At 45.1% G+C, this 20,822-nt stretch carries 12 protein-coding genes; 9 read left to right on the forward strand and 3 right to left on the reverse strand.

Annotated features, from left to right (window positions below):
• Window positions 1-30 precede the first annotated feature (30 nt).
• On the reverse strand, window positions 31-3,597 hold the full coding sequence (locus tag CXF58_RS08505; RefSeq protein WP_102077201.1) for an autotransporter assembly complex protein TamA: 3,567 nt from the start codon (window positions 3,595-3,597) through the stop codon (window positions 31-33).
• 324 nt (window positions 3,598-3,921) lie between these two features.
• Between CXF58_RS08505 and CXF58_RS08510 the strand changes: the two genes are divergently transcribed.
• From CXF58_RS08510 to CXF58_RS08540, 7 genes are all read left to right on the forward strand, one after another.
• Window positions 3,922-5,262 carry an MFS transporter gene (locus CXF58_RS08510; RefSeq protein ID WP_102077202.1) on the forward strand — a complete coding sequence of 447 codons (1,341 nt, stop codon included), beginning with the start codon at window positions 3,922-3,924 and terminating at the stop codon, window positions 5,260-5,262.
• A 171-nt stretch (window positions 5,263-5,433) separates the two neighbouring features.
• The gene (coq7, locus tag CXF58_RS08515; protein ID WP_068404536.1) at window positions 5,434-6,078 is read left to right on the forward strand and encodes a 2-polyprenyl-3-methyl-6-methoxy-1,4-benzoquinone monooxygenase; all 645 of its coding nucleotides are present in this window, start codon (window positions 5,434-5,436) and stop codon (window positions 6,076-6,078) included.
• 246 nt (window positions 6,079-6,324) lie between these two features.
• Complete coding sequence (locus CXF58_RS08520; protein WP_102077203.1) at window positions 6,325-7,542, forward strand: tetratricopeptide repeat protein; 1,218 nt, start codon at window positions 6,325-6,327, stop codon at window positions 7,540-7,542.
• 337 nt (window positions 7,543-7,879) lie between these two features.
• Window positions 7,880-10,456, forward strand: coding sequence for an esterase/lipase family protein (locus tag CXF58_RS08525; protein WP_102077204.1), 2,577 nt, complete (start codon window positions 7,880-7,882; stop codon window positions 10,454-10,456).
• A gap of 513 nt (window positions 10,457-10,969) precedes the next feature.
• The gene (locus CXF58_RS08530) at window positions 10,970-12,475 is read left to right on the forward strand and encodes a cytochrome ubiquinol oxidase subunit I (protein ID WP_102077205.1); all 1,506 of its coding nucleotides are present in this window, start codon (window positions 10,970-10,972) and stop codon (window positions 12,473-12,475) included.
• On the forward strand, window positions 12,475-13,491 hold the full coding sequence (gene cydB, locus CXF58_RS08535) for a cytochrome d ubiquinol oxidase subunit II (protein WP_102077206.1): 1,017 nt from the start codon (window positions 12,475-12,477) through the stop codon (window positions 13,489-13,491). The genes CXF58_RS08530 and cydB overlap by 1 nt, the downstream gene beginning before the upstream one ends.
• 160 nt (window positions 13,492-13,651) lie before the next feature.
• On the forward strand, window positions 13,652-13,768 hold the full coding sequence (locus tag CXF58_RS08540) for a DUF2474 domain-containing protein (RefSeq protein ID WP_102077207.1): 117 nt from the start codon (window positions 13,652-13,654) through the stop codon (window positions 13,766-13,768).
• A gap of 98 nt (window positions 13,769-13,866) precedes the next feature.
• Here CXF58_RS08540 and murU read toward each other — a convergent pair whose 3' ends face one another.
• Both murU and CXF58_RS08550 read right to left on the reverse strand, forming a co-directional pair.
• Window positions 13,867-14,595, reverse strand: a complete 729-nt coding sequence (murU, locus tag CXF58_RS08545; protein ID WP_102077208.1) for an N-acetylmuramate alpha-1-phosphate uridylyltransferase MurU — start codon at window positions 14,593-14,595, stop codon at window positions 13,867-13,869.
• A 108-nt stretch (window positions 14,596-14,703) separates the two neighbouring features.
• The gene (locus tag CXF58_RS08550) at window positions 14,704-15,789 is read right to left on the reverse strand and encodes an aminoglycoside phosphotransferase family protein (RefSeq protein WP_225211535.1); all 1,086 of its coding nucleotides are present in this window, start codon (window positions 15,787-15,789) and stop codon (window positions 14,704-14,706) included.
• 363 nt (window positions 15,790-16,152) lie between these two features.
• On the opposite strand from CXF58_RS08550, the gene CXF58_RS08555 reads away from it, so the two are divergent.
• Window positions 16,153-19,218: an LPS-assembly protein LptD gene (locus CXF58_RS08555; RefSeq protein WP_102077209.1), complete on the forward strand. Its 3,066-nt coding sequence runs from the start codon at window positions 16,153-16,155 to the stop codon at window positions 19,216-19,218.
• A gap of 187 nt (window positions 19,219-19,405) precedes the next feature.
• A complete protein-coding gene (locus tag CXF58_RS08560; RefSeq protein ID WP_102077210.1) occupies window positions 19,406-20,815 on the forward strand; it encodes a peptidylprolyl isomerase in 1,410 nt (469 codons plus the stop codon).
• Window positions 20,816-20,822: the final 7 nt, after the last annotated feature.

Here is a 20,822-nt window from a genome sequence, read left to right on the forward strand (position 1 = left end):
ACTCGTGTTAGGCATACTTATAGCAGCCATTTATAAAGGCGACCCGATAAACAGATGCAGTCTAACAGGGATGCTATCTTCCGTCACGCCAGCAGCAACATCGACACGTACCACACCGACCGGCGATGCCCAGCGGATACCGACGCCGACGCCAACTTTGGTATCGGTTTCAAAATCTTTGTCATAGGCATTACCGACATCGGTAAAGACTGCGCCGCGGAAACCTGGTCTAAACTCATAGTTATATTCCGCACTGCCGACTGCCAGGATTTGTCCGCCGGTGAGATAGCCTTTCTCAATCGGTGATAGGCTTTCGTAATCATAACCGCGAATACTTTGATCGCCGCCAGCAAAGAAGCGCAGTTTATAAGGCACTTCGTAAAAATCATCCGCCCAGATATAACCGGTATTTAAACTGCCTAGCACTTGGTGTTTATCGTCAGCTCCGAAGCTATAAAGACCGCTCACACCCGCGCGTAAAATTGCCATATCAGTATCACTTAGCAGACTTTCTGAACCTGCTTCAAGCGCATAATACTGACGGAACCCGCGGGTAGGATTGGCAGCATTATCGACGTCTGTTTTGCTCATACCATAACCAAATAACAAAGCGTGCTGCGTCGGTTTCGAGGAAGTAAAGCGCACTGGCAGATTGTCTAATTCTTCCTCATCGACGCCAGTTTCTAACTCATCTAAACGGTAGCGCAGAGAGTAGCTACGATCCCAGCCATTTTCACGGCGGATATTACGTGCCAATGCTGCTTTTAAGGTTCGGGTAGATAAGTCAAAATTACCTTCGCCTTGATCGATAACCTCTTCTTCGTAGGTCAAACGGGCATCCAACTTATCGTTTAGCGGATGCTTCCATGGTCGACTGCCATACACGGCGACATTTTTGGTAATGCGCGAAACTTCGGTTTCTGCCCCTGCTTGATAGCCTTTACGATTGATCAAATTATAATCTATCTTGGCAGTGGCGCGCACCCCAGTATCAGTACCATAACCGAGACCGACTTGGGCATCACGTGGTTTGTTCGCCGAAACAAAGACGTACAGCGGCACTTTTTTGCTTTCTAACACGTCCTGCGGGGTTTTGCGTCCAGCAAGCGTTGGCGGGACGAAGTTTTCATCGGCAAGGATATTTTCTTCATCAGGGAATATTTTTTGTGCGACATTACTGATAGAGTCGCTGATTCTACCCAAAATACTAGTGGCTTTTTGGTCTTTTTCATCCAAGACGCGATCATCCGGCAGACGGCTTAAACGTTCAGCTTTTTGTCTAATGGCTTGCAGTTTACTCAAGGTTTCTTCATCGGCTTCAAACTCGATGGCAGCGATATCGGCTGGATTGACCGTCTCACCGCTGGTGGCGTAACGCTCAGCGTCATTTTCGGCTTTGACTGCCTCATCTTGCTCGATATTATTGCTATTGAAGTCGTCATCGGTAGTCTCAGTACTACTGCTATTAGGGGTATTATCAAAGGCTAAAGTACTGCTTTCTGTACGCTCGTCTGGCGGCAAAATCGTCTCGACGTTAACAGTATTAAAATAGCGGGTCGCCGATAAATCGTTACTAAACTTGGTTACGGCCGGACGATAAAATGGCTCGCCTTCTTCAAAGCCGACCAGCTGCTTTAATAACGACAACTCAACCGGTAGCTTTTCAGGATCGCGGGTCAGCGTACCCGACTCTTGATCATAAGTAAAAAACACCACCTCATCAAACTTGTAACGATCACCCGTATTGTAAACCAGCGACACATCGGCGGTATTGTCAGGCAAGATAATATCGACCGATTTATTGAGCCAATATTGATCAAAATAACCGTAGGTATCACTGAGGGACTCAAGCGCCGCCTTACTGTCTTTATAAACGCGGTGATTAAAAATATCGCCCTCTTGTGGCGGTAGGTCTTTTTCTAACTTGGCAAACTCTTCTTGCTCGCTGCCCTCGCCGCGAATGTCAACAATGCGGCTATCCACGCGTACCGGCTCACCTAACTTTTCAATAATGACATCAATGGTATCTGTGTTTGGCTGACGCAAACGTAGGGTCACATCATAGTAGCCGACGGCTTTGGCAGCATCTAAGGCGCTTTGTCGTAGACGCGGCAACGCAGCAGTGAAATCAACCACAGACTGCACAGTGGTATCATCAATAGCGGCTTTGATATTCTTAAAGGGCTGAATATCATCGTCAGCTTTGGTTAATGTTGGCCTCGTGTTTCTCGTGCTGTTTTGAGCGTTGTTTTTGCTATTATCGTTTAAATTATCTGCTGCGGCTTGTTGCAAATAAATGGTCGTCTCAACATGCGGTAGGGTGACGACGCCACCATTAAAAAAGCGATTATAAAGGCGCTTAACAATATTGCCTTTTTTGTTACGTGCTATCGGTTTGGGTTTCGCCGCTTGTTCGATACTTTCTTTTACCGCATTGACATCGTTTTCATAGTTAGGCAAATAATCATCAGGATTGATGCTGTCCGACTGGGCATTTTCTATCCCACTATTCATGTCCACACTGGTCGCGCTATCGCCAGTGCTACTACCAACCGAATCGCTGACGTCAATAGGACGCGACATCACATCATCTGTCTCTGCCTGCTTAGCTGCGGCCTCATTTCTGCCTAAGGTTTCAAGATTGCTCGGTGCTGGTAAATTGGTAGCATCTAAACTCACATCGAGCCCAATTGGCGGCGTGCTATCGTCTAACCTTGCAACAGGCGCATCAAATGCGCCATCTAAAGCTTGAAAGTCATTGTCGTCATAACGCATACCATCGATATTATTAACGGCATTACTTTGAGTGATATTGCCGATATCTTGAGCGTTTTGCTTATCCATCGCCGCCAGCTCGCGATCAATCTCGTCAGGCGTCATCATCTGATAGCCTTGTTGCTGCACGCTATTAACTTGCTGTTCTAAGTTTTCATTGCTGTCAAATGCTTGGTTGTTACCTAGACTATCTATGCCATTACCGATAGCACTAGCAAAGTCATTAATACTATCGATATCATTATTTGATAACTGGGACTTATCCGTATTATTTGCTTGCGCGGTGGCGTTTTTGTTAGGATTTTTAATACCTAAGTTCTGCTCGCTATAATCATCCAATACCGATTGATCGATAATACCTTCTTCAACGGCTTTTTTTAGACGTAAGGCGTCCAAAGCAATATCAAGCTGGCTATCTTCATAGGCATCTTTAGAAAGTGCTCGTTTAGACGAGGACTGAGCCGAAGAATTGGAAGGCGGTTTTGGCGTTGGTGGCTGCGATTGTCGTTGCGGCTGTGCAGTGGTCGCATCATTGCCGCTATTTTTGTTAAGTTGGCTGCTGCTTGCATTATTGGCCGTATTATTATTTGAATCAGTGGCGGCAAGAGCACTAGGCGCGATAGCAATACTGACCCCAAAGCCAACCAAACTGGTAGTCAATGCCCGAAATAGCGCCGTACGCGTAAAATAAAGACGAGGGTTATCCATAGGATTTATATGAGTAGGATGAGCAGTTTTAGCCGAACACAGCGGCGCATTTGACGCAGCAGCAGGCGGTATCCCCGATGAGTGGCGCGCTAGAGTTGAAGGCTGATGTTTCATATTTATTTCCTATCACCTCACGCGGCACAAGTGACGGTCGATGGCAATCGCCTCGTCTTACCGGTGAATAAACGTAGAACAGTTCGCTGACATTAAAGGTTTGGACGGCTAAAATTTACAAATCATAACTTAGTTAATTCTCAAATCATAGCACTGTGCGCATGTATTTTTACCAAAGCCTTGCTATTATACGGCGTAACATCGATAAAACCTATGCTATATTTCGATAAGTTTTTGATAGTATTGATAATTGTTTATCTGCCAATCACTGCGTAAAAGTTTGTTTTCTCCTTTATTAGCCGCGACCCATCTGTAGGAATCTTCATGGCCAATCAGTTTCAACTCTTTAAACATCGCCGGTTTAATGCCATGTTTTTTACCCAATTTTTGGGTGCTTTTAATGACAATATCTTTAAGCAAGCACTGATACTGGTGCTGACCTATACTGCTGCCAGCCAATTGGACATGGAAGTCAGTATTTTAAATAACTTGGCGGCGATGTTGTTTATTTTGCCGTACTTTTTATTTTCGGCATTGGCAGGGCAAATTGCTGATAAGTTTGAAAAATCAAAACTGACGCGCTTAATTAAATTGCTTGAGATAGGCATTATGATTATCGCTGCTGTCGGCTTTGTCTTTGAATGGTACGCGCTGTTATTTGTGGCGCTGTTTTTGATGGGCACGCAATCGACGTTTTTTGGGCCGATTAAGTATGCGTACTTGCCACAAGCGATGAGGGAAAATGAGCTGGTCGGTGCCAATGGTCTGTTTCAAATGGGCACCTCGCTTGCCATTTTGCTTGGTATGATTATCGCTGGGGTATTGACCCAAATTACCCAGCCGCTATTTTGGATAAGTGTGACGGTGCTTTTTGTTGCGGCGATAGGCTATTTTGCCGCCCGTTTTATTCCCACCATGCCAGCGATGCAGCCTGATTTGAAGATTAATTGGAATATCTTTACCACCAGTATGGCGACGGTGCGTTATTTATACTCGTTGCCTTTTTTATTCTTTGTCATTCTTGGTAATAGCTGGTTTTGGTTTTATGGCGCGACGTTTTTGACCCAAACGCCAGAATTTAGCAAAGTCATTTTGCATGGCGATGAGTCCGTGGTGATTTTTTTGTTGACGCTATTTTCAGTTGGGGTGTCGATTGGCTCACTACTGTGCAAATCCTTGACCAAAAACCAAGTCAGCTTGCGCTTACTGCCCTTTGGCATTGCAGGTTTGAGCATTTTTGCCATTGATTTATATTTTTCTTTGTCAGGGCTCAAACTCAGTGTCAGCTCGGCTACCTTATTTGGTATCAGTGATTTATGGGGTATGAGCGGTAGCTGGCGCGTATTTGCCGACTTATTCTTTTTGGGCTTTAGCGGCGGTTTATATATCGTGCCTTTATATGCCTCTATGCAGGCTTATGCGCCAAAAAGCCATCGCGCGCGTATCGTCGGTGCCAATAATATCTTTAATGCCATTTTTATGGTGTGTTCGGCGATTTTCTCGATTGTGGTATTAAATGCGCTGGGTCTAAATTTGCCGCAACTGTTTTTAGTCACCGGTATATTAAATATTATTTTTGGTATATTTTTATATTTCAAGCTTAATAAACATGTCAAACACGCCGTTATCCAAACCCATGATGACGAGCAGAATCGATACGACTAGCGCCAAACGCAATATGAATCGGCAAGCCAATAATTTCGCTGCCGAGATTGTCTATTGTTTGTTATAGTGGTTCGATAAGTGTTATCTGATAGGCTTAGTGGCCTATTAAATAGCTTAAACCTATTCATCATAAGTTCTATTTATAATTCATACAGCCATCAGGAGTGAATCATGGCGCAGCGTTCCTTATCAAAAATTGACCAGCTATTACTTGGCGTAGATAAAGCATTGCGAGCGGTTGTACCGCATTCAAATCCTAGCACTCGCCCGCTGCCTGTTAGCAGTGATGAGATTCCTGAGCTAAGTATCAACGAAGCCCGTCATGTCGCAGGCTTGATGCGTATCAATCATACGGGCGAGGTCTGCGCCCAAGGGCTGTATCACGGGCAAGCGTTTGCCGCAAAAAACGATGACGTCAAGCAAGCCATGCAACAGTCGGCTGAAGAAGAAGTCGATCACTTGGTGTGGTGCGAGGTACGATTAGATGAGCTTGGTAGCCATCCTAGTATTTTTACGCCTTTATGGTACGGCATGTCATTTGGGCTTGGCGCGGTAGCAGGGGCGATTTCTAACGAGTTTAGCTTGGGCTTTGTTGCCGAAACCGAAGCGCAAGTTAGTGAGCATTTGCAAGACCATATCGGTCAATTGCCACCGCAAGATCGACGCTCAAGAGAAATACTGGCGCAAATGGATATTGAAGAATTACATCACCGCGAGTTGGCGCTGGCCAATGGCGGCGCGGCATTGTCGCCACTGGTGCGCCACACGATGCGCTGGATGGCCAATCGCATGAAAGCCACTGCTTATCATTTATAAGCGTTTATCATCTATAATACGCAGGCGCTACTAATCTGCATCCTTTTTTAGTGGCTACAGACGGCATTATTCTGTGCTTTTAACAATCCTACTACTGTTAGCAGTCAGATTAATTTGCTAGGGTATGAAAAATTTGTACGATTTTACGGAATGCCAAAACCTAACGATCAATCAATGGATGAATAGATAACAAGTCAGTAACTACAATAACTGATAAACGACAACGATTAAAAGGTAATTATTTTTATGAAACCCATCAGCCAAACCCCTATTTCTAATAAAGCGCCCCACTCTAGTAAAGCGCCTAGGCTTGCGACCCTAACGGCACTCGCTGCCGCTTGTACCATGCTGCTATCAGCGCCGGCAAATGCAGCTGAAGAAGCGAATACCGCCGCAGCGTCCGCTACGAGCAGCACAGCAGTACCTAGCGCTATCGATTCTAGTAAACGTATCATTCGCCTAGCCAAGCCAAATGCAACGATCAGCACGGCGCAAGCTGACGCTCAAGCCAATGTTGGAGTTGAGACTGGCGCTCAAAATAACGTTCAGCAGAGTACCGCTCAACCAACTAACGTCGCGCAATCAGCTAATAATCAAGCCCCTAATACGCAGCAAAGCAATGTCCAGCAGGCTATTGCCCAACCAAACCGTGCGCCTTTAAACACTGCGCAAAATGCTGCCCAACCACCAGCCGTACCAACACCAGACACGTCCGAGTTGACCGGTACGACGCGCGTTTATGAGCGCGGTCCTATCACTGCAACAGGGATTGATTTACGCAGTGGTCAGCTGCCAAACATCCCAGCCCCGCAAGTGAGTATTTCAGATATCAGCTTTGTCCCTACCGTGCTCATACCGCAGCAGCAAGGACTTGGCACCGATAAACTGGACGTCAGCTTACTCGATGACTTTATCAAAGAAGTCTCACCAAATGCGCGCCATTATCCACCAAACTTCCCGAACCGCACCCAGCGCCACAACGCCCGCGAAAAAATCAAAGTCTTGACTGAATGGATTGAGCCGTATGCCAAAGCGCCAAATGCCTCGTACGATGTCTTAGTTCGCGCCGCCAAACTCAATGGCATGGGACGCAACTTAGATTTAGGCTCAGAATACACGGTACGTGGCGGACAATATATTGATCGCGCCATCAAACTTAAACCTAATAGCGGCGAGGCCAACTTTATCTATGGCATGATGCTCTCAGAAGGTGGCGGTTTTAAAGAAGGTCAAAAATACCTTGATCAAGCAGTCGATCTTGGTTATACCGAAGCTGAGCAGAGTCTTGCGCAATCTGACTTGTTAAGTGATCGCCGTGATAAGGCACTAGAGCGTTTACGCCGCTTGGCGCAACAAAACCCTGACAACGCTATTATTCGTCAACAAATCAAGCTCATCGAAGATGGTAAATTTTATATTTGGGATATCCCTGCCCCAGATATTAATATTAAACCAAGCACTTAATTCTTTGTGATGGGAACGTAAAGTATTAGCTATTTGGTAAAATGGTAGCTAACACTGATTTCTAAAGAGCTGTAAAAAAGCGCGCTGCAATTATGATTAATAATGTGAGCGCGCTTTTTTGTGCTTAATTTAGAAATATCTAAGTGGGCTTTGTTAAGCATAGCCCATCCATATTTTCGATAGTATTTCATGCTATATGAATATAAGATAGCTGACTATAAGACAACAACTACAATAGTCGAACAGCTCGACTTACGTTACACTCATGCTGCTATATAAATGTGACATTTATCACTTATTTATGATGCGTTGCTGATACTTATTATTGGAATGACCTATGATATTTGCTGACCCTGCCAACGATACGCCGTCGCTAGAACATAAGCATGAGTGTAAGCATAAAAACAAGACGCCTTTTGCTCTACTCGCAGTGGTCGCCGCCTTGGCAATATTGCCTGCCTGTAGCACCGTCTCCGTCAATAAACAGCCCTCAGCAAAGACCATCGCTGCCCAGCGCGGCAATATTGTTACCGATAACAAATTGAGTAGCGATACCGCTTCAGTTTTATTATCAGCAGGGCTAAATGAGCAAGCGTGTATGCAGCAGTTTAACCTCTGCCTAACGCAGCTTACCGACAGCATGCTAAATGAACATTATCGCCCAGCTTTGGCAGTTTTTGCTGAATTACACTACGCCAAAGCGCGCCAGCTTGGCGAATCTAAAGACTGCCGCAATGCCCTCGCCCGCCCGCCAATTGACCCTTATTATGCCAACGCGCCTTTAAGCGATATTGATGCCAAGGCGCAGCAAAAAAGAACCGATAGCTGCTTGATTGGCTATCAAGAACGTTTATTTGATGCCATTAAAACCAGTTATACGTACTTATTTTATGACAGCTTAGAGCATGATTTTGAAGGTGCGGATAAAGAAACCAGACGCTCACACGCGCAAAGTCGCATTCCAAGTGAGATGGATATCCAAACCCAAGACATCTATAACGCCGCTAGTAACGATGTGATTACCCAGCTCTATCAAACGGCTGATGGTGGCGGTAAAATGATGGGTAATACCAAGGTAGAATACTTACCGACGTCCGCAAGTACTGCCACTAGCAGCGAGCAAGCAGTAATTGCCAATCTTACGGCCGTCAAGGGGCGACCAACCGACCAAATCAAAGTCATGAAGATGCACATAGACAACTACAATCTTAATGTCTATTTGCCCAATGAAAATAACTACCTCAAAAATGCCAACCAACAAACCGCTGCCCTAACCGATTTGGTCTCGACCTATGAGCTACGCCTCTCTGGACTAAACTCTATTAGTAAGCGCCCAGGTCTGGGTATCAGCTTGGTGGCCTCATTAGACGACCGCTATACCACTACCATTCGTCAATTATTAATCTCGTCGTTAGCAGATAGGACAGGCAGACTGCATCAAGAAAGCCCTCGCCGAACAGCCCACGATATAAATGAAAGCTCGAGAGAGCGCTCAAAGGATAGCTTGGACAGTGATGATGCCAGTACGCGGATTTATCCGACTGGACATTTACTGATGACCGGGCTGATTAAGCCGACGGGCAATAGCGTGCTTGATACCCTGAGCAGCAAACAGCTTGATATTCATTTATACAATCCTTACCGCAGCGAGAGCGCCAATATCTTAGGTGACGATTATCCACTGGCGGCAAACTTTTCAGCAGGTTACGGCTTATGGTTGGCAGAAAACCAGCTCGATGGCGTCGGTTATCTAAACCTGATTTCCCGTAAAAAAGAAACCAGTTTACCCAAGCTCTTTATGCTCGAACCTTATGATGCTGATAAGCGCGTCATCATCATGCTGCACGGTTTGGCCTCAAGCCCAGCGACATGGGTCAACTTAACCAACGATATTTTTAATGACGACAAACTGCGCAATAACTATCAAGTTTGGCAGATTTTTTATCCAACCAACTTGCCTATTTTGGAAAATCGTTATCAAATTCAAAAGCTCATCAATACCGCTTATGAGAAAACCGACCCGATAGGGGAAAATATTGCCAGTAAAAACAGCGTCATTATCAGTCATAGTATGGGCGGTATCATTGCGCGTATGATGTTGTCTGACGAAAATTTGCTCGATGATTTGGACCGACTTGACGACCAAAATGCGCTGTCGATGAATGAGAAACGTCAAATACGTGAGGCGATCAAGCAGTCTGCGGGCAAAGAGCAGCTAAAAGAGCGTTTTGAGCTTAAAACTTTACCACAAGTAGATACGGCAGTATTTTTATCGTCGCCGTTTCGCGGTACCGATTATGCCGACCGCTGGTTCACGCGCGCGCTACGCCGCATCGTGTATCTGCCCGTTGGTTTGGTAAAAACGGTGACCGATAACTTAGCAGCCTTGGCCATCCAAGGCGATTTGGCCCAGAACCCGCTCGGCGCGCTATATTTACAAAACGGCGCCAGTCAATTGAGTGACAAATCGTCTTTTATTCAATTAACCAAAGATATCCGTATCAACGACCGTATCACCTATCATTCAATCATCGCCAATAACGATGCCGATATCACCCGAGGTTTGGCAGAAATGCAGCCTGCTGGAGCAAAGCTCGACTTGTCCGAAGAGATAACAGAAAATGACCATGCAGAGGACGTTATCGACGTTGATGACAGCAATGCGCTGTTAACGGATAGTGATGAGTTACCAGGTCAACCCCTGGTCGCCGCCGTGACAGTCGATGGCGAGATTGGGCAAGCACTCACCGAGCAGCTGTCAGATGGTATCGTGCCCTACACCAGCGCTCACCTCGATGGTGCAGCGTCAGAGACGGTTATTAACGGCGGTCATAGCATCCAAGAAAACCCGCAAACCATTTTGACCTTACGCCGTATTTTGCATCAACAATTACAGCAGCAAGATACAAACTAAATTTCACCTATATAAAAAGCTTTGAATTCTTATTATTAAAATTTGTTTTTTTATATTGCTGTTTGGTATCTATTGATAACAATAGTTAAACAATGACTATTATTTCAAAGATTATTGGCTAATATTGTAAGTGGTTTATGAACGCATAGGTGTGTGATAGCACACTTGTGCAACTTGCGTGTGCGTAAGGTGAAGCGCATAATACTAAAATGTTTAATATGAATAAAACGATCGTTTGATGAATATTTAATAGTTTATAAGGATATAAATTATTTACTTTGGCTAAATAGTCAGCCCTAAAATTTTTTAGTCTTACCATACGGTAATGAATAAAACATAAGGGTAATGAACGCTATTTTAGTTAAATTTTTATCTTAATTACATTTGCCGCTAACTAATACTTAGCGATTGCCCGTAATAATAAGCGCCCTGAATGATGGACGGTTACGGACAGTTACTTGCGCGTATCATGGAAGCCAACGCTATTCAGCTAACAGATAAGGGTAACCGTTTATGTTCGCTACATTTATGATTGATCAAATGGATGCGTTGATGCTCGCGCGCATTCAGTTTGCCTTCGTTATTTCCTGGCATATTATCTTCCCCGCTTTTTCTATCGGTCTTGCCAGCTGGTTGACCGTGCTTGAATTTCGCTGGCTAAGAACTGGCGAGCCTATTTATGTTGAAGTATACAAACATTGGGTTAAGATTTTCGCTGTGGTATTTGGACTGGGTGTGGTATCGGGTGTGGTCATGTCCTATCAGTTCGGAACCAACTGGGCCGTGTTCTCCGACAGAGCTGGTAATATCTTAGGCCCATTATTGGCGTTTGAAGTCTTAACGGCGTTTTTCTTAGAAGCGTCCTTCTTAGGGATTATGCTCTTTGGTTGGGGACGGGTGAGCAAACGCATGCATTTTGCCTCTACCGCCATTGTTGCCATCGGTACGATGATTTCAGGATTTTGGATTTTGGCCGCCAACAGCTTTATGCAAACGCCGCAAGGTTTTATGCTGGGCGCTGATGGTCTGTTATACCCCACCAACTGGATTGAAATTATCTTTAATCCTTCGTTTCCTTATCGCTATGCCCATATGATGACGGCAGCCTTTTTAACCACCGCCTTTGTGGTTGGCGGTATTGGCGCTTATTATTTACAGTCCAAAAAGCACGTTGAGCATCGGCAGCATGGTCGAGTCATGCTCGGCATGGCGATGATTATGGCGATATTTGTGGCGCCAGCGCAGGTTCTCATCGGTGATGAGCATGGCTTAAACACTCTTGAGCATCAGCCAGCTAAAGTCGCGGCGATGGAAGGGATTTGGGAAGATGAGCGCGGTGCGGCATTGCGGCTATTTGCCATACCGGACCAAAAGAACCAAACCAATAACTATGAGCTTAGCATTCCTTATGTCTCCGGTTTGATTCTCACCCATTCACTAGATGGTGAGGTCAAAGGTCTTAAAAATTGGGCACCAGAAGATCAGCCGCCCGTTATGATTGTATTTTGGGCATTTCGTATCATGGTTGGTATTGGTATGTTAATGGTGCTCATCGGTTTATTTAGTCTTTATAAGTACTTTAAAAAGCAGCAGTTCGATCCTGAGAGTAAGCTCTTCCACCGTGCGTGGATGATGATGACGCCGCTTGGCTTTATAGCGTTACTTGCCGGCTGGTTTGTGACCGAAACAGGTCGTCAACCTTATACGATATATGGGGTTATTCGTACTGCTGAGAGTATGTCACCTATCGCAGCGCAGCAAGTGGCGACAACCTTGATTGGCTTTATTGTGCTATATGCCTTTGTGTTTGGCGCGGGCAGCTTTTATATTTTGCGCCTCATCGCACAAGGACCCAAACCGTACGAGGACCCTTCGGATGATCATTTCTATGATCACTCTGTCACCGAAGCCCAAGGTCGCACGCTAAGCGGTGATAAACGCGCTGCTGATAAAACCAAAGGGCCTGAAGAAGGTTTGGATAAACCTGCTGACGACGTCGATGATGGAGGGTTACGCTAATGTTTAACTATGGTGATGTATTAGATTTACCCTTAATCTGGGGTGGCTTGATTGCGCTATCAGTCTTTATCTACGTCTTACTAGATGGTTTTGATTTGGGCTGCGGCATCTTATTTCCGTTTGCAGGCTCTGATAAAAACCGTAGCCGCATGATGAACTCTATCGCGCCTTTTTGGGATGGTAACGAGACTTGGCTGGTACTGGGCGGCGGTGGTTTATTCGCAGCTTTCCCTGTCGCTTACGGCATCATTATGAGCGGTCTTTATCTGCCGGTTATCTTTATGCTGTTTGGCTTAATTATGCGCGGCGTGGCGTTTGAGTTCCGTTTTAAAGCCACCGCCCATCGCTACGTTTGGGACGGTTTCTTTTTTATCGGTTCTGTCGTTGCGACGTTTGCCCAAGGTATTATGCTTGGGGCGCTAGTCCAAGGCTTAGAGGCCAGCAATCGCCTGTATACAGGCGGCCCTTTTGATTGGTTCTCGCCTTTCTCTATCATGTGCGGTTTTGCGCTATTGATTGGTTATGCGCTACTGGGTTCTACATGGCTGATTATCAAAACCGAACATACGCTGCAAGTCTGGGCACGCAAAGTATCAGGTTGGCTGCTCACCGCCTTAATCATCGCAATGATTGCGGTGACGATATTTATGTATTTTTCAGATATCGAAGCGCTTGAAGGCTGGTTTAGTTTACCAGGGCTGTTGTATCTAGCGCCGATGCCAATTATCGTCTTGCTCTTATTCTTCTTTATGCGTAAAGATTTAACTACTGAGCGCGAGTATCGTCCATTTTTATTGACCGTTGCATTATTTTTGATGGGTTATATCGGCGTTTGTATGGCAATATTCCCGTATATCGTACCTTATCAAATGACCATTTATGAGGCGGCAGCGGCTGATACTTCGCTCTCCTTTATGCTCATCGGTGCCGGTATTATGTTACCTATTATCTTAAGCTACACGGCTTTCGCGTATTATACTTTTAAAGGTAAAACCGACCACGAGCACATGTATTAAATAAGCAGCGGCTATTATCTATCTAGTAGGGATAGTAGCCGCGCTTAGCTTAATCCGCTCATGAATATGTGATGACTGATTATTAGAAAATGGCTTAGATTAGAAAGGTAGTTTGAAGTTAGAAAATAGCTTGGAGTTAAAAGGCAGTTTGGAGATAGTGATGAAAAAACTCAGTAAAAAACAATCGCAATGGGCTTGGTTTATAGGCTTATACTTGGCGGGTTTTTTGGTTGTTTTTACCATTGCCCAATTAATAAAATTGGCAATGGGTGTATAAAATCTCTTTATCAAAACCTAGCGCCATAAAAAAGCAGCGCTGAATAGTAAATATTCAGCGCTGCTTTTTTGTTTTAACTTTCACTGTCGTAAAACCGTTTATGCACCGCGATGATTATCGACACTGTGATTTTCTATATAGTCATTAATTTGTGTTAAGCGCTCGGGCGTACCGACGTCTATCCAATTGTCTTTAATCACCTCAGCGGTAATTTGGAACTTTAGCATTGCTTGTTTTAACAAGGGAGCAAGGGCTGCCGGTTGTCCTGTTACCAGCCCATCTACCAGTCTTGGTGAGATGACACTGATACCTGCAAAGGTATATTTGTCTGCATCAGCAATCGGCTGCTCGCTTGCCAGTCCATTATTGATAGCAAAGTCGCCGCCATTATTATGCTCAGGATTATCAATCAATAATAAGTGCGCTCGTTGGTCAGCGCCTAACGGGTAATCTCGCAACGGCGCAAAATCATAGGTCGTCCAAATATCAGAGTTGACTAAGATAAAAGGCTCATCGCGCAGCTTATGGTTTTGCAGCGCGTTAAAAATCCCACCAGCAGTCTCAAGCGGCTCATCGCCCTCAATCGACCAATGCAGCGTCACGCCATACTCTGCGCCATCACCCAACGTCTGCATCAGCTTGTCTGCAAGCCATGAAGCATTGATAGTGATATCAGTAATGCCAGCGGCTTGTAGCGCCTTGATATGCCAGACAATAAGCGGCTGCCCGCCTACTTCCACCAAAGGCTTTGGCGTCTCGAGTGTGAGCGGACGCAGGCGCGTACCTTTGCCAGCCGCCAAAATCATCGCTTGCGTTATTACCGACATACACGCTCCTTGTTGTTGGCTGTATGATTGCCTATTATTCATTATCGACTGTTTTAAACAAAGTAAAAGCGATGAATACTGTCATCGCTTTTATTTTGCTCATGCTGTTTAAATATACTGTTGTACAAATTTATGTTGATAAGCAGGCAAGATAGACTCTCGCAGCCATTCATTAAAAGGAGTAACCGCTTGCTGCATATCGGAATTACCGTGTTCTGCCAGCCATTCTAGCTCAAAAATCAGGTCACGCATGACTTTTGGAATATCGGCCAAATAGCGGCTTTTGCCATCACGCTCAAACAGGCGGATAAAAATACCCAGCACTTTTAAATGCCGTTGTACGCCCATGACATTGACATCATTTTCAAACTGCGCTGCATTATCAGCCGTTACCAGCCCTGCCTGTTTTTGCAATTGCCAGCAGTCCTGTATCCAGCTTGATACCTGAGTCTCTGGCCATTCTACATAAGCATCGCGTACCAATGATACCAAATCATAGCTATACGCGCCTATCACCGCATCTTGAAAATCAATCACGCCCAAGCGCGTATGATCTGCTTGGTCTTGCATAAGGTTGCGACTGTGATAATCACGATGGACGATGACCTGCGGCTGCACCAAAATCTCAGCGATTAAAGCCGATTTAAGATTTTCCCAAAGCGTTTGCTCAAGCTCTATACCAATATAAGGAATAAACCACTCGCTAAACAAATTCATCTCACGGTTTAGTAGGGCAGTATCATAATCTGGTAATTGATGATCCGTCTTTGCGGTCGCCACTGGCACCACTTGTAAGGCAACCAAAGTGCGCAGCGCTAATTGATAGTAATCATTCACCTGAGCGGCTGGCGCATCGACCAGCAGATGAGCAAATTCTACCGTACCAAAATCTTGCAATATCAAAAAGCCTTTTGCCACGTCTTGAGCGACGAGCGTCGGAACATTGATTGCTGGCGCCATCAGTTTTGCGACATTAATAAACTGCTGCAACGCGTCTTGTTCGTCAGCCGAATCCATGACAATATAGCGCTCAGTTTCGACAGCATCATTATCAAGTAACTGGATACGGTGATATTGGCGCGCGCTGGCATCACCCGGCAGACTATCAAGAATAAATTTTTGGTTGGCAAACACGTCTTGCAACCATTGCTCTAACTGCTGCTGGCGCGTAGCGGTTACGTTAGGTACTGTCATGGTTTTATCCGTCATAAAAAGTATCGCAAATTAAATATCAGTCATAAATAAGTGATATGTAGGGCAAATAGTTGTTAAAATAATGAGCGTGCGCCTAAACAGTGCAGCCGCTTTAAGCAGACAAACTCTACTGGCTATGTAGCCGTAAAAAGGTCTGTATCATCCGCTATCGTATAAATTTTGGTAAATAGTGTAGCTGATTTGGTTTTTTTTGACTATGATTAGTCGTCATTATATGTAAAACGTTCCGATTTTCGAGATTATCGTCTTAATGATAGGTTTATTCGCCTTTAAATAACGTTAAAATATAGCCTGTCATTTAACGATCGCAATCCAATAGGCTCTACAATCATAGGTGTGCCCTTGTTATATTCTCCGCTTTACCAAAGCATCCGTTTGATTTTATTTGGCGCCTTGGGCTTAACCAGCTTGACGGTCAGTGCGGCTCTTAATCCTGTCGATAACAATGTTGATGCACAGACGACTGAGCCACTAATCACTGAAAATAGTAGTGACGCCACCTTGTATACCCTCTCTACTGAAAAGGGCAATCAAACCCAAAGTGGCACTGCTGATGCTAATAATAAAGCGTTAAACAGTCAATTAACAACTGCGCCTGTTTTCAACAATGATGACGTATTTACCAGTGACAACGTAAATATCACGGCAATTAATGACAGCAGTGACAGGATTGATGTTAATAATAATGCCGTCAACAACGCTACTAAAACAAACAATACCACTGCGCCCGTTAATAACAGCAGCACAGCCAAATCCAATAAGCGCAGCATTGATGTCAATGACGAAAGTATTCAAGACAGCCTGATACGTTTAGCAGAATTTTATGAATTAACGCCTGATACAGATCCCGCTACGTTACATAATAATAGCAATGATGACGTAGCAGATAGCAATAACAGCGATATTCAAAACTCTTTTGCCGCGCAAACCATTGAACCTGTAGGCAACGACTTAAAACTGCTACCAAATAGCGTCGATAGCGCCCAGCGCTGTGAAGGTCAATGGGTTTATCCTAAAAAAAATCCTAATTACCAACGTGCGATCAATGAAACGGGCGCACCTAACGGCCAGCCAGCGCCCAACTTAAACGGCATTCCTAATAATCAAGCGCCACTGTTTGCAGAGTCGGATTATGGCTATTACGACAATGTCGACTACGCCGAGCTTTCTGGTAATGTCATCGTTGACCAAGGAACGCAGCATATCGAAGCGGAAAAAATCGTACTCGATTTGAACAACAATGTCGCAGCCGCACAGGGTAAAGTGATGTTTACCGACCAAGCGACTGGACAAAACAAAAACGCTGCTGGCTTGGCCGAAGCTAACCGTTTTCAAAACAGCAACGGACAAAATATCAATGGTCAAAACGCTAAGTCTAGCCTCACTGAAAAAGCCTCCACTGGCGGTCTTATCGGTGTCGCCGACAGCTTAAACTACAATACCGAAACTGGACAATCAACAGCTAAGGACGTGGCTTTTGCTAGCGTAGAGCTGCAAGCACACGGCTATGCCAAGCGCTTAAACCGCCCTAACGAGACGCAGTATGAGCTTGATGAGGTGATGTTTAGCACCTGCCCGCCGACCAACCGTAAATGGCAGTTTGATGCTAAAAGCATCGATTTAGATACCGAAACAGGCCGCGGCGAAGCTTACAACACAACGTTTAAAATTGCTGATGTACCGGTATTTTATTTACCCTATTTTAATTTCCCTATAGACAATAGACGCAGCAGCGGCTTTTTATTACCGAGCGCGAGTGTCGGTAGTGAAAGCGGACTTGAAGTTGACGTACCTTATTATTTTAATTTAGCGCCATACTACGACGCCACCCTTAATACTCGCGTTTATACCAACCGTAACCCCATGCTCTCCGGTGAGTTTCGTTATCTAACTGAGGAGTACGGCGAAGGGATTTTTAACGGCTCTTATTTGCCCAATGATAAAAAATATGATGGCGAAGATCGTAGCAGCTTTTTTTACGATCATTATTGGTCATCTACCAGTATTCCGCGCTTAAGTGGCGACGCAAAATATAGCTATGTGTCAGATGCCGATTATCTCAACGACTTCGATACCTTGGGTTTGTCAGACAATACGTTAAACCTACCACGCCGTGCGCGGGTGAATTATTATAACGATTATGTCAATGGTGAATTAAAAGTCGAGACTTTCCAAACGCTCGATGCATTTAACAATAATGGACAGCCTTTACAAGATAAAGACAAGCCGTACTCGCGCTTGCCACAGCTTAAACTTGACTATCGTCTACCATGGGCAAAAAGCTTTGATATCACAGGCGTAAGTGACTCGGCTTATTTTAAAAAATCCATCGATGATGGCTCTGAAAATGAAAAAAGTGGCACGCGTTTTTATAATAAATTAAGCGCCGTTTATCCGATGGAAAAATCTTGGGGCTATATCAAACCTAAACTTAGCTTACAGCATTTATATACGTCTTATGATGAAGACAGCTTGGCGGACAATGATTTGAGCAAAGATGACGGCAACCAATCGGTATTTGTGCCTCAAGTCAGTGTCGATGCTGGCTTGCACTTTTCTCAAGCGGGCTCACCCTTTGGCGCCTTTGACGATACTTTAGGCGGTTATCGCTTGCTCAGTCCGCGCTTAAAATATACCTACTCGCCCTATAAAGACCAAAACGATATTCCTAACTTTAATACCCGTATTGCCTCTATCAACTACGAGCAACTGTTTTCGGACAGCTGGTTTTTAGGTCATGACCGCTTGCAAGATTTGCATGCCTTTACACCCGGTATTAATTATCGTTACATCGATGCAACGGGTGTGACACGTTTTGATGGTAGTATCGCAGAGCAGTTTTATATCGATGATGGGCGCGTGACCCTTGAAGACCAAAAACCCGTACTGACGAATTCTTCCTCAGGATTGGTTTGGGATACCAGTACCCAGCCTTATAATAACGTCTGGGTCGATGTAAGCGGCGCGCTTACTCATAGCTATGATTTAAACTATATCACCACTGAGCTGCGTTATCAGCCATCTGACAACAGTTTATTTAACGTCGGCTTTGTGAAGCGTATGCGCGATGAAAACACCGACCAGTTACCTTTATCGGCGTTTACCGCATCAGCGGTTTTCCCAATTAATAATAACTGGCGCGTATTGGCGCAAGGTCAATACGATTATAATCGTGATAAGATGCTCGACTCGTTAGTCGGTGTTGATTATGAGGATTGCTGTTTTGGTTTTGCAGTTTATGGTCGTCGTTACTATAATGACTTAAACATCAAAGACAAACCTACACAAGCGATTATGGCAGAAATCAGACTCAATGGTCTTGGTAGCGGTAGCAGCCGCTTAACACGCTTACTTTCTGATAAAGTGTTGGGCTTTGAGCCGGTTCAAAGCGCCTGGAAAGATGAATAAAACGTCGTCTATATCCTTAGACTCACGTATGATTGATGGTTTATGTATCAAGTAACATTTGTGCTATAACAGCATATAGCAGTGTTTACACCCTATTATAAACAGCCTTAGCCGCTACTTAAATGAAGAGTAACGGCTAGGGCTTAACCGATTACCATCCGATGCAATGACATTGATGAGGAGCATCATGAGATTTTTTTCTTTACGTCAGACAAGCCGAGTTGTATTGCTTTCTATGGGTATGACGGGCGCTATTGCTCTGAGCCTAAGTGCGCAAGCAGCCACCGTTAAGCCTGCAAAAACTTCAGCTGCAAACGTTGATGCTGGCACTCAGAAAAATAGCGCCGCACGTTTGACACCTGCCAATAGTACGGACGGTATCATTGCCTTAGTCAATGAAAACGCTATCTTAAAAAGCGATCTGATCGCTGCTATGGCGCAAACCCAAGCACGAGCGCAGGCGGCTGGTGAACCCATTCCCAATTCAGCCCAGCTACAGTCTGAAGTACTAAACGCCCTCATTATGCGTGAATTACAACTCTCAATGGTCAAACGAGTTGGTCTCAATCCTGATGAAGCTGCCATCAATCAGCGGCTGGCTCAAATCGCCCAAGCAGAAGGACTCAGCAGCCTTGGCGAGTTACAACAACGTTTGGACGCCGCAAAACCAGGCAGTTATGCTACCCTACGCGCGCAATTGATTGAAGATGCCGCGATTCAAGCCTTGCAGCAGCGCCAAATCGCAAGCCGCGTGCGCATCAGCGAACAAGATATCGATGCCTTTTTGGCCTCTCCTGAAGCCAAGCGTTTGAGTCAAAGCGAATATCAAACTATTCACGTACGTATCCCCTATATGGACGATTACAGCCGTCTGTCGGACGCCCAGCGTGAAGAAGCATTAAAAGTCGCGCAGCGTCTACGCACACGACTGCAAACGCCAAATGTCGATGTCACAGAAGCCATTGCCGCAAGTCAAGGCAGCTACCCTATTCAGCTGCAAGGGGGCGATATGGGCTTTCATAAAGCGGCTGCACTACCAACCGAGCTTGCTAGCGAAATCACCAAACTTGAAGTTGGCGCCGTCAGTGCGCCGTTAGTGACCCCAGAAGGTATTGATATCATCAAACTGGCTGATAAAAAATCCAGTGATACCATGCTAGTGCCGCAGTGGCATACGCGTCACATTTTAGTCAAAGTCGATGAGCTACAAACCGATGCTTTGGCTGAGCAAAAAATCAATGACCTCTACGAGCAATTACGTAAAGGAGCCGACTTTGCGAGCCTAGCCTCAACTTATTCAGATGATCCCGGTTCAGCAGGACGCGGTGGCGATTTGGATTGGGTTGGTGAAGAGCAAATGATTGGTCCGTTTGAAACAACGATGAAGAATACCGCCGTCGGTGATTACTCTGCACCATTCAAAACGCAATTTGGCTGGCACATTCTAAAAGTTGAAGGCAAACGCGAGCAAGATGTCAGCGATGAATACCGTCGCAATATGGCACGTCAAGCGCTATATCAGCGCCTTGCTCCGCAAGCCAAAGAAGACTGGCTACAAGAACTACAAGCCGGCGCTTATATTCAGATACTCGGCTAATTAGTAT

Origin of the sequence: Psychrobacter sp. Sarcosine-02u-2, from assembly GCF_002836335.1 — a bacterium.
GTDB classification, from domain to species: Bacteria; Pseudomonadota; Gammaproteobacteria; order Pseudomonadales; family Moraxellaceae; genus Psychrobacter; species Psychrobacter faecalis.